Origin of the sequence: Ralstonia psammae (genome assembly GCF_958405935.1) — a bacterium.
Lineage (GTDB): Bacteria > Pseudomonadota > Gammaproteobacteria > Burkholderiales > Burkholderiaceae > Ralstonia > Ralstonia psammae.
Window position 1 is genome coordinate 35552 of the sequence record NZ_CATZBU010000006.1, and the last position, 15195, is coordinate 50746.

Consider the following 15195-nt stretch of genomic DNA (forward strand, 5'->3'; position numbering starts at 1 on the left):
GCTGTCCGGCCCACGCTTGCTTTTCCCTCATTTGTTCGATATACGAACTCACGTTCGATCCAAGAACTAATCTACGCCTCCCGCAGCAGGGGTGTCAAGGACGTACGCATATCGATCAGCCGTTCGAGTAGCGAAACCGGGGCAATGTCAGTAGTCTTGAGGTCACTCCATTGCTTTCGCCTGTCTTTGCATGTCTGCTGCCGAACTGCCCGCCGAAAAACCCAGCGATTCCTACGTCCAGTCTTTTGCGCGGGGGTTGTCGGTCATCCGCGCGTTCAATGCCGAACGCCCCGAGCAAACGCTCTCTGAAGTCGCCGAGGCCACGGGCCTGACCCGCGCCGGTGCCCGCCGCATCCTGCTCACGCTGGTCAGCCTGGGCTATGTCAGCTTTGAAGGCCGCCTCTTTCGCCTCACGCCCAAGATTCTCGATCTCGGGTTCGCCTACCTCACCTCAATGCCGTTCTGGAACCTCGCCGAGCCGGTGATGGAAGAACTCGTGCAGACGGTGCATGAAAGTTGCTCTGCCTCGGTGTTGGATGGCACGGAAATCGTCTACGTTCTGCGCGTGCCCACGCAGAAGATCATCGCGCTGAACCTGTCGGTCGGCAGCCGCCTGCCGGCCTTCTGTACGTCGATGGGCCGCGTACTGCTGTCGGGGTTGCCCGAGGATCAGCTCGACATCGCACTGCGCGAGTCGGACCGGCGCGCACGCACGCAGCGCACCATTACAGAAGTCGACGCACTGAAGGAGGTCATTGCCGGCGTACGCCAACAGGGTTGGGCGCTGGTCGACCAGGAGCTTGAGGAAGGGCTGATTTCGCTGTCGGCGCCGATCCGCAACCGCGCGGGCGATATCATCGCCGCCATGAACATCAGCGGACAGGCCAACCGAACTTCTGGCAAACAGATGACAAAACAGTTTCTCGGTCCGCTGCAGCAGGCGGCCGAGCGCATTTCTGCCATGGTGCGGGTACGGACCTGACCTGAGTTAAAAGCGGCAGCGCCCAGTGCGCTGCGCGCCTCGCATCCCGACAGTTTTTTCAATAAAATTGTGGCTCCGTGGGCAAAGAGGATGTCTGTGACTCAACACACCGCCATTCACACCGGTCTGGATGTGAAAGGCCGCCAACGCCGGGCGCGTGCTTCGTGCATCCTGGCGCTTGCCCTGCCGTTGCTGTCCAGCCCCGTGTGGGCACAATCGACGTCGCTGGCGACGGCCATGCAGGAATTGACGCCCCTGGCTCGCATGCTGGTGGGCGCCGCCACGGGTCGCAGCACGGCCGCTGCCGGTGTGCCGGCCCTCACGGGCCCCGCCCGCAATGCAGACCGTGCCCTCGCCCAGGCCTGCGCCGAAATCAACCGCTTCACCCCCGTCCCGCTCGACCGCGAGACCGCGCTGGCGCAATGCTCGCTGGCGCAGAAGAAGAACCTCGTCTTCGTCATCACGCTGACCAACTACGCGGCACACTCAGCCGCATCGCAGGGCTTTCGGCTGAATTTCGTGCCGATCCTGCAGAAGAACATCTGCAACAACGGCGACGTGCGCATCCTCACGCGCCTGGGCTTGAGCCTGGTCTATCGCTACCGCGGCAACGACCATGAGACCGTGGGCGACGTGCCCATCAACGAATCGATCTGCGGCACGCTATAAGCCCGCGCTCTGCCCCGGGAATCCCCTGATGGAGCGCAGTCGGCTGCCATGTCATTAATGGCAGACAAAGTCTCAGTTCACCCAACGCCTGCCGGGCCCTGCCTTGCCGCGCCAGCCTTACCGGGCTGCACGCGCGCACCCCGGCAACCCCAACATCCCGCCTGTGCACTGCACCCCCGCCCTGCTTGCCATCCGTCATCTGTGCCGCTTCGGCATGGACTATAGTTGGGCGTCCCGCGCGGGCCTGGGGCAGGCGTTGCGCTCGCCGTCATATGGTTATCCGAAGTCCGCGCATCCAAACCGCGCATACGCCGGTATGCTCGCGGGCGATCCCGATTCGCACGCTGTCCACCACCCAAGTCGTCAAGGAGGAAATCCGATGAAAACACACCGACGTCTGACGCAATTTGCGGGTGCCGCCATCCTGGCCGCCGCAACCCTGGTCGCCACCACCGCCCACGCCGATCAAGTTTCCGACATCAAGAAGAAAGGCGAGCTTGTCTGCGGCGTGCTCGGCACCGACGAGCCGTTCAGCTTCCTGAAAGACCCGATGAGCCGCGAGATCGTCGGCTATGACGTCGACATGTGCGACGCCGTCGCGAAGAGCCTGGGCGTCAAGCCCGTGCTCAAGCAACTAGCCGTGGCCGCGCGACTGCCCGAGCTGCAGCAAGGCCGCGTGGATCTGCTTGCCGCCTCGCTCACGCACAACAAGGAGCGCGAAGCGCAGATCGACTTCTCGGTGTCGACCTTCATCACCGGCCAGAAGGCCATGGTGAAGAAGAGCAGCGGCATCACGTCGCTCTCCCAGCTTGATGGCAAGAAGCTCCTGACGGTCAAGGGTTCGACCATGGAAGCCAACATTGCCAAGACCATCAAGAACGCCGATGTTGTCTCGTTCGACAACAGCCCGCAGGCGCTGCTGGCCCTGCAGCAGGGCAAAGGCGTCGCCTACGTGAACGACGAAACCACGCTGATCGGCAACATGGCCAAGATGGGTCCGGCTGCGAAGGACTATGCGCTGCTGCCGCAAAACCTGTCGACCGAACACCTCGCGCTGGGCATCCGCAAGGGCGAGCCGGCCTTCAAGAAGCAGGTCGACGACGTGCTGCTTGGCATGGAAAAGAGCGGCGAAGCGCAGAAGCTGTTCGACAAGTGGTTCGGCCCGAACACGAAGATGGCCTTCCCGCAGCGCACCTTCAAGATTTCTACCGACAAGATCGATTAATCGCTAAAGGTCGGGCCGCCCGGACGCCGTTCCGGGCGGTGAATCTCCATGCCCCATTTTGATTTGTCGATGCTGCTCTCGGGGCAGTATCACCAGTGGCTCGTCAGCGGTTTCTTTCTGTCGATCAAGCTCTCTGTGCTGGCCTTCGTCCTGGCGCTGCCGCTTGCCATCGTGGTGGCGCTGCTGCGCCTGGCGCCGGCCGCACCGCTGCGCGGCATCGGCCAGACCTTCGTCGAAGCCATCCGCAACGTGCCGCTGCTCGCCCATATGCTGTTCTGGTATTTCGGCGCGCCGCAGATCCTGCCGGAATTCATCCGGGACTGGCTCTACAGCATGAACTACGAGGCCGCGAGTGCTGTCATTGCGCTCGTGCTCTACACGGCCGCGTACATGGCGGAGGATATCCGCAGCGGCATCCGCTCAATCCCGAAGGAACAGCTTGAGGCCAGCCGCGCGCTCGGGCTCTCGTTCTTGCAGGCGATGCGGCTGGTGGTGCTGCCGCAATCGTTGCGTGTGACGGTTCCGCCGCTGGTCAGCCAAACGTTGAACCTGTGGAAGAACTCGAGCATCGCCATGGTGATTGGCGTGGCCGAACTGATGTACCAGGCGCAGCAGGTGGAGAGCGCCACCTTCCGCGGCTTTGAGGCGTTTGCGTTTGCCACCGCCGCCTATCTGACCATCTCGATTGCGATCACGGTGTTCTCGGCCTGGTATCAGCATCGCTACCCTGTCCGGACGCTGTAGCCATGCTCGATCTCATCCAAACCTACGGCATCTACTACCTGATCGGCCAGTACCCGAATGGGCCGCTGGGTGGTCTGGCGCTGACGTTCCTGCTGGCGTCCGCCGGCCTCCTGCTCGCGCTGCCGGCGGGCATCATCCTGGGCCTGTGCCGCGTGAGCCCGATTGCCGCGCTGCGCTGGCCTGCCACGGCGCTCGTCTATATCGTGCGTGGCACACCGCTGCTGATGGTGATCTTCTGGGCGTATTTCCTGCTGCCCTCCGTCACCGGCCAGCGCACGGATCAGTTCAGCACCATGTTGACTGCACTGGTGATTTTCGACGGTGCATATCTGGCGGAGATCGTGCGCGCGGGCATCCAGGCGTTGCCGCGCGGACAGATGGAAAGCGCCCGCTCGCTCGGCCTGTCATACATGCAGGCGATGCGCCGGGTGATCCTGCCGCAGGCACTGCGCAACATGCTGCCGTCGCTGGTCAATCAGCTTGTATCGACCATCAAGGAAACCTCGCTGGGCTACATCATCAGCCTGCCCGAGGTGTCATTCGTGGCGGGGCAGATCAGCACCGCCGTGATGGTCAAGTCCGCCGAGGTGTACGGCCTGCTCGGCATCAGCTACTTCATCATGTGCTTCAGCCTGACGCGCGTGGCGTTCTATCTGGAGCGCCGCCTCGCAGCGCGTGCTCATTAGGGTCTGACGGCACACAAAACCATGAACATGATCACGATCGAACACGTCGACAAGTGGTATGGCGATTACCACGCGCTGGTCGACATCAACGAAACCGTTGCCAAGGGCGAAGTGGTGGTGGTGTGCGGGCCGTCGGGCTCTGGCAAATCGACGCTCATCCGCACGCTGAACCGGCTCGAAGCCATTCAGAAAGGCCGCATCGTGGTGAACGGACACGACGTGCATGCGCCGGGCGTGGACGTCAACGTCCTGCGCAGCGGCATCGGCTTCGTGTTCCAGCAGTTCAACCTGTTCCCGCACCTGACCGTCATGCAGAACTGCACGCTCGCGCCGGTGCAGCTCAAGCGCATGCGGCCGCAGGAAGCGAAAGACTTTGCGATGAGCCTGCTCGAGCGCGTGGGTCTGCCGCACAAAGCCGGCGCCTACCCCGGCGAGCTGTCGGGCGGCCAGCAGCAGCGCGTGGCCATCGCGCGCGCCCTGGCCATGAAGCCGCCCGTCATGCTGTTCGACGAGCCGACCTCCGCGCTGGACCCCGAGATGGTGAACGAGGTGTTGCTGGTGATGAAGGACCTCGCCCGCGACGGCATGACCATGGTGTGCGTCACGCACGAGATGGGCTTCGCACGCGAGGTGGCCGACCGCGTTTTGTTCATGGACCAAGGCCAGGTGCTGGAGCGCGCCACGCCCGAAGATTTTTTCCAGCGCCCGCAACACCCGCGTGCGCAGCGCTTCCTGGCCGACATCCGCTCGCCGTGGAGCGAACCCGCCTGAACCCACGCACCGGGCAAATAAAAACGGGGGACACTGTCCCCCGTTTGCTTTGCATGCGCGACGACGCGGCTTATTGAATCGCCTTGTCGTTCGGGTGCGCGTACAAGTCCTTCATGCCCGCCGTCATCGGGTAGTTCAGGTTCAGGCCCTTGGGCGGAATCGGCGACAGGAACCACTTTTTGTACAGATCGTTCGCCTTGCCCGACTTCATCAAGTCGGCAATCACGTCGTCGGCCACTTTCTTGAACGCCGGATCCTCCTTGCGCATCATGCACGCGTAGGTTTCGGTCTGCAGCGGCGTGCCTGCGACGACCCAGTCGGCCTGGTTCTTGGCCTTGGTACGCTCGCCATACAGCAACGGCTCGTCCATCACGAACGCCACGGCGCGACCCGATTCCAGCGTCAGGAACGCCTGGCCGTGATCCTTCGCTAGGATCAGGTTCATCTTGTCGGCGTCCTTGGCTTCACCGTTCATCTTTTGCAGGATGCGGTCTTCGGTGGTGCCGGCGGTGGTCACAACGGTCTTGCCCTTCAGGTCCGGGAAGTCCTTGATGCCCGAGTCCTTCTTCACCAGCATCAGCATGCCGTAGATGAAGATGTTGTTCGAAAAGGCGACCTGCTTCTGGCGCTCAAGGTTGTTGGTCGTCGAGCCGCACTCGAAGTCGATCGTGCCGTTCTGTAGCAGCGAGATACGGTTCTGCGACGTAATGGGGGTGAGCTTGACCTGCAGCTTCTTGCCCACCGCCTTCTCCACGCCGGCGACGATCATGTTGGAGATCTCTTGCGAATAGCCGGTGATCGTGTTGGCGTCAGCCTGGTACGAAAACGGAATCGACGACTCGCGATAGCCCACCGAAATCACGCCCGACTGCTTGATCTTGGCCAGCGTGTCGTTCGACTGCGCCTGCGCGCCCGTCGACAGCACTGCCAGCGCACCGGCCGCAGCCAGCGTCAGGCCACACAGAATACGTTTGGTCGAATGCAAGGTCTTCATGCTTCCCCTCCTATGGGTGTGTTCGCTCCAGACTACTATGGTTACCAATTGGCGCGGGCCAGATGCAGATCATCAAGCCTGCGCGCTCGGTCTTCTGACTCTCATTCTTGTGTCACGCGGCCAGCGCATACGGCACTGGGGAAATCGCGGGCTTGCGCCCGGCAATCAGGTCGGCCAGCAAGCCTGCACTGCCGAGCGCCAACGTAAAGCCCAGCGCGCCGTGGCCCACGTTCAACCACAACCCTTGCACCGGCGATGCACCCACCACAGGCACGCCCGTTGGGGTTGCGGGCCGCATGCCAGCCCACGGCGCCGCATCGGCACCCGCGTCATTGGCACGCATGGCGCCCGGAAACAGCGCACGGGTTTCCTCATACAGCGTCTGTGCGCGGCGCGTATCAAGCGCCGATGACCAGCCCACCAGATCGGCCATACCCGCCACACGCAGCGTCTGCCCGATGCGGGCATAGACGATCTTGCGCGCAGCATCCGTCACGCTGATCACCGGGGCCACATCGCCCGCCTCCAGCGGCAGGCTGATGCTGTAACCCTTCAGCGGATACAGGCCCGGGTCGATGCGCAATGGGCGGAGCAGCCTGGCGCTGGTCACGCCCGCGGCCATCACCACCGCATCGGCGGCAACGTGTTCGCCATGGGCGAGTTTGAGACCGCGCACGCGACGGCCTTCAGTCCACAGCGCATCCACGCCGGTATTGGTGCGCAGCGTCACGTTCGACATCTCGCGTAACCGGTTGAACAAGCCGACGCAGAGTTGATGGCAATCGGCCACGTCTTCATCAGGCGTGTAGATGGCGCCGACGATCTGGTCGCGCACGCCGGCAAGCGCGGGCTCGTGGGCGATCGTCTCGTTGGCGGACAGCGCATGCTGCTCGCAGCCCAGCGTAGCCTGATAGCCGACCTGCGCGCGGGCAGATTCAAACGCCGCAGCATCGCGATGCACCACCAGCTTGCCGCGCCGGGCGAAGCTGAATGCCAGATCGGGCAACGCCTCCCGCAGGGCTTCCATGCGAGCGCGGCTGTAGAACGACAGCGCAAGCAGCTCACGCGTGGTGCGATCGGCACGATCACGATTGCAGGCCGCGAAAAAGCGCAGCCCCCAGCGCAGCAATGCCGGGTCCAGGGACGGCTTCAGGCGCAGCGGCGAATCGCGGCGCAGCAGCCAGCCCGGCACATGCGAGAGCACGCCGGGGCCGGCCAACGGCGCCACATAGCTGTAGCTCAATTGGCCGCCATTGGCGTAACTGGTGCCCTCGCCCGGGCCCGGATGACGCTCGACCAGGGTGACCTGATGGCCTTCCTGAGCCAGCGCATGGGCCGTGCTGATGCCGATGATGCCGGCGCCGACTACTGCTATTTGCATGAAGAAGCTGCGAGTTTTGGGATGTCGGGTGCAGCTTAAGGAGGCCGGCAGTGCTTGGGCAAATGCGGAGTTGTTGGGGGGGATGTTGTTGGGCTATGGGTTCGAGCACAGGAGCGAAGATCCACGGCGTCTAGATCGGCAGGTGCGTCGTCTGCTTGATTCGCTTGAGCGGAATCTCGGTTTCCACGTTGCGCACCCCTTTTATCTTCGTCAGCGTCTCCATCTGGAAGCGCTGATAGTCATCGAGATCCCGGGCGATCACGCGCAAGAGATAGTCATAGCTGCCGGCCATCAAATGGCATTCGAGCACCTCAGACGCCTTCTCGATCTCGCGCGCGAAATGCTCGACCGTCGCCTTGTCCTGGCGCTCCAGGGTGACTCTGACAAACGCCGTGAACTTCAGATCGACGGCTGCGGGGTTCAGCAGTGCAACGTAGCCATCGATGACACCGCGCTGTTCCAGCAGATGAACCCGCCGCAGGCAGGGCGTAGCCGAGAGCCCGACCTTCTCGGCGAGCTGGGCATTCGTCTGGTTCGAATCGCGTTGCAGGGATCGGAGAATGCGCTTGTCGATCGCATCAAGCTTGGCTTCCATATTTTGCTAGTTATGACCTGTTTTATAGAAATTTGCTCCAATTCTGTGGACGATCATAGCCAAATATGCAGCCAATCTCTACCGCGATGTCCCCATAATTTGAGGGCGCGGACGGCCTGCAAGCGGTGCCATGTTGCAGACATGCGCGGCTCAACGTCTGCCCATTTCACTCAGGAGTTCTGCTTATGTCGCATCTGTCATGGCTGCCGTTCGTGGCAACCTCCCTGCTCATCATCCTGACGCCGGGGCAGGATATGGTGCTCGTGATGTCGCGCACGCTCACCCACGGAACACGGTCCGGCCTTGTCACTGCAGCGGGTGTCAGCGTCGGGCTGACGGTGCACACCGTGCTGGCCACGCTCGGCTTGGGTGCCCTGCTCCAGGCATCCGAATGGGTGTTCACCGCATTGAAGCTGGTCGGCGCTCTCTACCTGCTCTATCTGGGTATCTCGCTGTTCCGTTCATCGGGCAAGCTTGCGCTTGCGCACAGCCACGGTGCGCCGGAATCGGCAGTGCGCGCGTTCTCTCAAGGCGCGCTATCCAACATGTCGAATCCCAAGATCGCGCTTTTCTATCTCGCCTTCCTGCCGCAGTTCGTTCCCGCCGATGCGGCGCATCCAACGCTTTCCGTCTTCACGCTGGGGCTTGCGTTTGCGTGCCTGACATTCCTCGTCAAGGGTCCGGTGGCGATATTCGCGGGCCTGCTCTCGAACTGGCTTCGCCAAAATCCGCGCTTCCTTGCACGGATGCACCGGACGAGCGGCATCGTCATGATCGGATTGGGGCTGAAACTCGCGTTTGAGCCACGCCACTGAGTGCGGCTGCCGACCGCCGGGTCCAGAGCCCCATCGCCCGAGTAAAAGGCTCGGGCTGTCGAGCTCAAAGCTCCATTCGCCGAGCAAAAAGCTCGGGCCGCCGAGCTCGGAGGTCCATCCGCCGAGCAAAAAGCCCGGCGCGCCGGCCTCCGAGCCTCGATGGCGGAGCAAAAAGCCTCGCGGCTGGCGCTTGGAGCGCGGTGCGCGAGGCTTGAACGGTCATGAACGGAGGTTGATGCATCGTCGGCGGGGTTCCGGACGACAGCGGAGGCTGTCAGCCAGCCTTACTGCAACATAAACGTCTCGTACTCCAGCCGATCCAGTTTCCGATCGAGGATCACAAGGCTGGCCATCACGACCAGCAACAGCGACACGGCAAATCCGTATCCGTACCAGGCCGGCCCGAGCTGCAGCGTTATCCACGTCAACACGCCGTTGAGCGCCACGAACGCCGCCGTCAGCGCCAGCACCACGCGGCGCCGGTCCAGATAGAAGAAGATGTTCACCACGCCCAGAAACACCACCTGCAGGCTGGCGGCAATGGTGTCGACATACAGCAGCGGCAGATACAGCTCGGAGATCTGCAGCACGCGCAACACCGAAGCGCCAACGGCAAACAGCACCAACGCCGCCATCGCCTGAATCTTCACGATCTCGTACAGGCCCGCGCGAATGGTCTGCACCATCGTGTTGCGCATGTCTTCGATGTGCTCAAGCGATGCCCCGCCCCGCACGGCGTCGTAAAACGCGTCGTAGTACTCGACGAAATCCGTCTCGATGCGCACCAGGAACACGGCCATGCCGGGAATGATGCCCAGGTATGCAAGAAACACAGGAATGTCATAGATGACCGACGCATTCAGCGGACCGATCACCCGCTGCCCCGTGCCCGGCGCATACCAGAACATGAACTTGTCGAGCCAGATGCCGAGGTTGTACAGCAGCCCGATCAGCATGAGCGACGGATACGCGAACCGCTTGTCGAACACCTCGAACGACAGGAAGCGCCGGCCGCTGAAGTTGCGGTAGATGAGCGCGGCCATACCGATGAGCAGGCACAGCTGCCCCGTCACGAACCCCAGCAGCAGCCCTTCCAGCCCGAGACGGTTGAACAGCAGCGCCAGCAGCACCGTGAGCGTGTAGCCGATCAGGAAGATCCACACGATCGCCTTGTACTGCTTCATGCCCGACAGGAAGATCACCGCGATCCAGATATTGGCCATGACCACGAAACCGGCCAGCATCAGCAGCCGATAGATGGCCGATTGCTGAGGAAATGCGATCAGGATGACGAGCAGCCCCAACCCGCCCGCAACCAGCGTCATCACGAGTGACACGGCGTGGTAGTTGGGCAGGATCAGGTCGTCGCGCTTCTCGAACAGGCGGTCGGACGTGAAGCGCGTGAAGGCGAGTTGCAGCGGGCCGGTCAAGATCAGGCTGACCGCAATCAGGTAGGTGACCGACACCTGGAACTGCGTGATGAGCGAGCCGGGAACCACGAACGGCAGGCTCAGGATACCGATCAGCAGAATCCCGACGATGGAGAGAATCCACGGCCCGGAGCTGATGATGCCGGCGTAGGTGTAGGCGCGCAGCAGCCCGAGCAGGCTGTCGCGCTTGAGCATCTTGCGCAGCTCGAAACCAATGCCGGCCATCAGCGGGCTCCCTTTTGCGGCTTGTTCTGCTGCTGGTTCTGCTGGGTGTGGTGCGGGCAGGCCGCGGTGGCGGCCCTGGCACCGTGCTCGGTACTCAGATCGGGCAACGTCTGCAGGCGTGTGTACAGCTCGCGGTAGCTGCCGACCATCATCTCCTGCGTGTAGTAGCGCTCGACACGGGCGATGCCGGCGGCCTGGGCTGCATGCCAGCGCGTTTCATCGCGCAGCAGCGCGAGCACTTCGGCGGCCAGCGCGGCGGGGTCGGCAATGCGCACCACGGCGCCGGCTGCGCCCAATGCAGCGTCTTCACCTTCCAGGCCGAAAAGCAATTGCCGGCACGAACCCACATCCGTCGTCACGGACGGCACGCCCGCAGCAAACCCCTCGAGCACCACCAGCGGCAACGCCTCGCTGATGGAACTCAGTACCAGCACGCCCACCTTCGGCAGGATGTCGTCAATCTTCTGGAAGCCCAGGAACTTGATGCGGTCGCCCAGGCCCAGGCTTTCGGCCAGGCTGTGGCATTCCTGCGCGTATTCCGGATCTTCGTCTTCCGGGCCGGCAATCCAGCCTTCAGCATCCGGCATCTCGCGCGTGATGGTCAGCATGGCGCGGATGAATGTCTTCACGTCCTTGATGGGCACCACCCGGCCGATCAGGCACATCACGCGCGGCACGTTGGCCGGCCGCTTCTCGCGCAGCGGCGCCAGGCGCGGCAGATTGATGCCGTTCGGAATGCTGCGTGTCTTCTCGGCCGGCGCACCGTCGATGACCTGCCGCTGCCGATTGCCTTCGTATAGCGCGACGATGTCTTCGGCAGCGTCATAACAGACCCGGCCCATGGTTTCGAAAAAGCGCACCCACAGATCGCGGAAGTAGCTGATCTGCGCGATGTCCTTCTCGAAGATGCTGCGGTTGTCACGAATCCACTGACTCTGGAACAGGTCGATCTTGCGTTCCTTGGTGTAGATACCGTGCTCGGACACCAGCAGCGGACGCCCACGCTTGTAGCGCAGCAGCGCGCCCAGGAAACCGGCATAGCCGGTCGAGATGGTGTGGAACACCTTCACCGGGATGAGGTTTTCGGCAATGCGCACAAGCTGCCACAGCGGCTTGTGCATGATGCGCACGGTCCAGAAGTAGTCCGTGAACGACGGGTCGGTGCAGTAGCGCCGGTAGTAGTCCGTCATCATGTTCCACGCGCGGTGGCTGTAGAGGAACTGTTCCTCGGCAAGCGGGCCATCGTCGCGCAAGTCGGCAATGGAGGCGCGAATCAAATCGGCCGTCTCTTCCTTGTTTGCTGGATTGCGCAGCGCGTCGTGCAGCTTGCGCGAGCGCTCGAACGCCGCGGCGTCGCCACCGCTGGCTTGCACCAGCGGCGGTGGTGGAAAGTCGTACAGGTAGTGGCACTCCAGGTGCACCACGTTGTCGGGAATGGCGTAGACGGGCTTGCCATAGTCTTCGCGACGGCTGCCGATAAAGACGACGGCAAACCGGATGTCCGGAAACGCCCGGATCATCTGGTTGACCCAGCTCGACACCCCGCCGCTCACGTAGGGAAAGGTCCCTTCGAGCAGCAGCGCAACGTCGGCAGACTGGGCGCGAGGAAAGTTGTCGTTGCTCATGATGTCCAGTAGCGCAACAGCGGGCGCAGCAACGGCAGCGGCGAACGGCTGGAGAACTGCGCCAGCGCCGCGCGCGCGCCGGCATAGTCGCGCCGCAGGTAGCAGGCTTCGGCCAGCGGGGGCAGCAGGCGGTCGCGGGGAAAGCCGAGGGATTCAGCACGGCGCAGGTGGGACTCGGCCACATCGGGCTCGCGGCGCGACAGGGCAAGCCGGCCGCGCATGTACCAGAGCGCGGCGTTGTCGGGCTGGATGTCGAGCGCCGCGCTGGCGTAGCGCTCGACCTGTTCGGCGGTGTAGCGATACACGTCACCCTGCACGAGGTTCTGGTAGATCAGTTCCCAGTACAGGTCGGCCAGGCGCTTATTGATGTCGTAGCGTGCCTCGGGTGTGGTGGCTTCTTCCAGGCGCGGCAGCTCAGCCAGGATCTTTTGCGTGAGCACCTTCTCGGCGTTGTCGAGCATGCCGTAGGCCAGCAGGCGGATATCGTCCACCGGGTCGGCCAGCAGGTCGCGCAGCACAGGGCTGGCGGTGCGCGTGGGCATCGACTGCATGGCCACCAGCGCAGTCATGCGGCTTTGCACCGGCGCGCGCTCGTTGCTGAGCTGCGCGCGCAGCCGCGCACCGCCGCCGTGCGTGACGCGCGAGATCAAATGTGCCACGAACACCGGCAGGCCGATATCGGCGATGTCCTTGTCGTCTTCGGGCTTGGGGAACAGCTTGCCCAGCAGCAAGCTGCCAAGCACCAGCAGCCCGCCCGCCACCGGCACGAAAAAGCACAGCGCGGTCAGGTAGCCATACGTCCACACGAACGGCACGCGATAACGACGCGGCAGCAAGCGCCACGCGGCAAGGCCGATCAGCGCGGCGGCGGTGCCCTGCAGCATCAGGCACGACAGCAGCAGCGCAAGGCTGTTGCCGGCATGCAATGCCATCGCCACTGCCGCGATCTGGGCCGAGATGCCGCCGAGCGTGAGCTTAAACATGGTCAATCCGCATGGCCTATCCGCCCCTATGCATCGAGGTGGCAGCGCGAGAGGAACCGCTGCAGCGCTTCGCCCGGATGCTCGCCGGTCACATGCAACGTCTGCGCGCTGATGCGCCCGCCCTCGAAATCCACGCCGAACTGCGCGCGCAGGCTGTCTTCGATACGCACCAGATAGGCCGACACCGCACCCGCGCCCGACAGCGGCATCAGCGTGACGATGGCGCGCCGGCCCTTGCCGCTCGCTTGCCAGACCACGTCCAGCGCACGGCGGCTGCGCAGCACGCTCTCGAACAGCGCATCGCTCGTTTCATCCTGATCGAAGATGAGTGCCACCACCGACGAATCGATGCCCGTATCGCGATGCAGGCGCGCCAATCGACCAAGGTCGAGCGCGAACTCGTACGGCGCGTCGGGCACGAGATCCAGAATCTCGGAGCTGACGGTGAGGTGGCGCACGCCGTCGGCGTAGTAGCCGAGCAGCACCAGCAGGAATTGCAGGTTCTCGTACGACAGCGAGAGGAACGGCATCTGATGCACAACCACCAGGCCGATCAGCTCATCCGCACCCGACAGCACCGGCGCGCACGCCACGTAGCGCGAGCTGTCTTCCGTGCGCAGCTCGGGCGCCTGCGGGTGGCCCAGCGTGTGGGTGTCGATGCAATGGCGGATCAACGGATCATCGGCGACGATGTCGAACGGCGTGCCCACGCGGGCCACCGGTTCGGTATCGATGCGGTTGCCCGTCACGCGCACCATGGCCGCCACTTCCAGTTGACAGGCCTGCGCCGCCCATTGCAGGAACGGCTCGGCGCCGGGCAGTTGCGCCACGTCAGGCTGGTTGTCGCCCGTGCCATGCTCACGCGCGGCCAGTGCGATATTGCGCAGCTGCGTGAGCGTGTCGCGCAGCGTGGTCGGCTTGGCCAGCAGGTCGTTCTCCAGGCGCTCGTGCGACAGCCGCAGCAGGAAGTGGTTTTTGGTGAGCGCTGCCAGACGGTCGTTCAGATAACCGTTGACGGTGCGGGCGCGTGACAACCGCGCGCCCCAGATGTCACCGAACTGCCCGCCGATCAGCACCAGCATCAGCCCCCCAAGAAAGTACATGCGCGGGAAGCTGCCGGCGGCGGCCGTCTGTCCGTAGAACACCGCCCAGGCGCCCAGCACCACCAGCGCCGCAAGCGCGCCGAGCAGCGTGCCGTAGCGCAGCGCCAGGATGAGCGGCACCAGCCAGATCCACGGAAAGCCATAGCCGAGCAGCAGCGGATTGTCCGGGGCGAACAGCCAGACGACACCGATGGCCACCACCACCGCACCCAGCGTTTCGAGCACCGCGGTCGGGCTCGAAACCGCAGGGGCAATCAGGCGCCCGTACCGAGTCGACGCGCCAATGCCCTGCGCGTTGCGCCGACGCTCATTTCGTCCACCCTGCCCACGCGCTGCCGATTGCATGGATTCTGCCGAACCGGTTTTCATCAGCCCCGGCCCAGCGGCGAGAGCAGCTCGCGCAGCAGCTTCTGCGCCACCGCCGACACGGCATCGCGGCTCCAGCCGGTGCGGCTGCCGGCCGCGCTCCAGATCACGTTGCCGGTCTGCACGTCAATCACCTGCAGTGTGATGCCGACGGCGGGCTCGCCATCCACGCCGACCTTGTAGCGCCATTCATCCACGGCGCCGGTCAGGGCATAGCGCGCCTTCTCGCCGCGCGCCCAATCCAGTGCACGGGCCACGGCCTCGCGCTCGGCGGGCTCGAACAGCGATTCGCTGTTCAGGTTGGCCGGATACTGCTTGAGGTTGGAGAAGCCGCGCGCCTTGAGGATGCTTGCCGCGATCGTTTCTGCACGCAGGCCCGCCTGCGGCGTTTCGGTGTAGTTGACGATGGGCAGCACGACCCACGCGTCAGACGCGCTGGTGGCCGGCGCACGCGCGCTGTCGACCACCGCGCAGGCCGACAACGCAAGCGCCGCACCGACGCCCGCTGCCAGGGCCAGCCAGCGGCGGCGGCCCGCCTTCATCGTGTTGAGCAAGGGTGTCATCGCGTTCTCCCTGGAGTCTTCCGTTATGTGCTTCATGT

Annotated in this window: 15 protein-coding genes; 7 read left to right on the forward strand and 8 right to left on the reverse strand. The window is 63.7% G+C overall.

The window, feature by feature from the left end; genetic code table 11:
- The first annotated feature begins 190 nt into the window (after window positions 1-190).
- The 6 genes from R2N16_RS14055 to R2N16_RS14080 all read left to right on the forward strand — a co-directional run bounded on the left by R2N16_RS14055 (window position 191) and on the right by R2N16_RS14080 (window position 5077).
- On the forward strand, window positions 191-982 hold the full coding sequence (locus R2N16_RS14055) for an IclR family transcriptional regulator (RefSeq protein WP_316666365.1): 792 nt from the start codon (window positions 191-193) through the stop codon (window positions 980-982).
- Window positions 983-1072: 90 nt separating this feature from the next.
- Window positions 1073-1651, forward strand: coding sequence for a hypothetical protein (locus tag R2N16_RS14060; RefSeq protein WP_316666366.1), 579 nt, complete (start codon window positions 1073-1075; stop codon window positions 1649-1651).
- 379 nt (window positions 1652-2030) lie between these two features.
- Window positions 2031-2876: an ABC transporter substrate-binding protein gene (locus tag R2N16_RS14065; RefSeq protein WP_316666367.1), complete on the forward strand. Its 846-nt coding sequence runs from the start codon at window positions 2031-2033 to the stop codon at window positions 2874-2876.
- Window positions 2877-2924: 48 nt separating this feature from the next.
- Window positions 2925-3620, forward strand: a complete 696-nt coding sequence (locus R2N16_RS14070) for an amino acid ABC transporter permease (protein ID WP_045206031.1) — start codon at window positions 2925-2927, stop codon at window positions 3618-3620.
- Between the two features lie 2 nt (window positions 3621-3622).
- Window positions 3623-4306, forward strand: a complete 684-nt coding sequence (locus tag R2N16_RS14075) for an amino acid ABC transporter permease (protein WP_316666368.1) — start codon at window positions 3623-3625, stop codon at window positions 4304-4306.
- Between the two features lie 21 nt (window positions 4307-4327).
- Entirely contained in the window at window positions 4328-5077 is a 750-nt protein-coding gene (locus R2N16_RS14080; RefSeq protein ID WP_316666369.1) for an amino acid ABC transporter ATP-binding protein, read from the forward strand.
- Between the two features lie 70 nt (window positions 5078-5147).
- On the opposite strand, the gene R2N16_RS14085 is transcribed toward R2N16_RS14080, so the two are convergent.
- The 3 genes from R2N16_RS14085 to R2N16_RS14095 all read right to left on the reverse strand — a co-directional run bounded on the left by R2N16_RS14085 (window position 5148) and on the right by R2N16_RS14095 (window position 8047).
- Window positions 5148-6071 (reverse strand): glutamate/aspartate ABC transporter substrate-binding protein, encoded by a 924-nt coding sequence (locus R2N16_RS14085; RefSeq protein WP_316666371.1) that lies wholly within the window; start codon window positions 6069-6071, stop codon window positions 5148-5150.
- 112 nt (window positions 6072-6183) lie between these two features.
- A complete protein-coding gene (locus R2N16_RS14090; RefSeq protein WP_316666372.1) occupies window positions 6184-7452 on the reverse strand; it encodes a D-amino acid dehydrogenase in 1269 nt (422 codons plus the stop codon).
- A gap of 130 nt (window positions 7453-7582) precedes the next feature.
- Window positions 7583-8047 (reverse strand): Lrp/AsnC family transcriptional regulator, encoded by a 465-nt coding sequence (locus R2N16_RS14095; protein ID WP_316666373.1) that lies wholly within the window; start codon window positions 8045-8047, stop codon window positions 7583-7585.
- Between the two features lie 185 nt (window positions 8048-8232).
- On the opposite strand from R2N16_RS14095, the gene R2N16_RS14100 reads away from it, so the two are divergent.
- Window positions 8233-8862: a LysE family translocator gene (locus R2N16_RS14100; RefSeq protein ID WP_316666374.1), complete on the forward strand. Its 630-nt coding sequence runs from the start codon at window positions 8233-8235 to the stop codon at window positions 8860-8862.
- 284 nt (window positions 8863-9146) lie between these two features.
- Here the strand turns inward: R2N16_RS14100 and pelG are convergent, their stop codons facing one another.
- Genes pelG through R2N16_RS14125 form a run of 5 tightly spaced genes read right to left on the reverse strand, consistent with a single transcriptional unit; the run spans window position 9147 to window position 15157 of the window.
- Window positions 9147-10517 (reverse strand): exopolysaccharide Pel transporter PelG, encoded by a 1371-nt coding sequence (gene pelG / locus R2N16_RS14105; protein ID WP_316666375.1) that lies wholly within the window; start codon window positions 10515-10517, stop codon window positions 9147-9149.
- A complete protein-coding gene (pelF, locus tag R2N16_RS14110; protein WP_316666376.1) occupies window positions 10517-12142 on the reverse strand; it encodes a GT4 family glycosyltransferase PelF in 1626 nt (541 codons plus the stop codon). Before pelF ends, pelG begins: the two co-directional genes overlap by 1 nt.
- Window positions 12139-13125 (reverse strand): tetratricopeptide repeat protein, encoded by a 987-nt coding sequence (locus R2N16_RS14115; RefSeq protein WP_316666377.1) that lies wholly within the window; start codon window positions 13123-13125, stop codon window positions 12139-12141. Before R2N16_RS14115 ends, pelF begins: the two co-directional genes overlap by 4 nt.
- 26 nt (window positions 13126-13151) lie before the next feature.
- Window positions 13152-14597 carry a PelD GGDEF domain-containing protein gene (locus tag R2N16_RS14120; RefSeq protein ID WP_316666379.1) on the reverse strand — a complete coding sequence of 482 codons (1446 nt, stop codon included), beginning with the start codon at window positions 14595-14597 and terminating at the stop codon, window positions 13152-13154.
- Window positions 14597-15157 (reverse strand): penicillin-binding protein activator LpoB, encoded by a 561-nt coding sequence (locus R2N16_RS14125; protein WP_316666380.1) that lies wholly within the window; start codon window positions 15155-15157, stop codon window positions 14597-14599. The genes R2N16_RS14120 and R2N16_RS14125 overlap by 1 nt, the downstream gene beginning before the upstream one ends.
- Window positions 15158-15195: the final 38 nt, after the last annotated feature.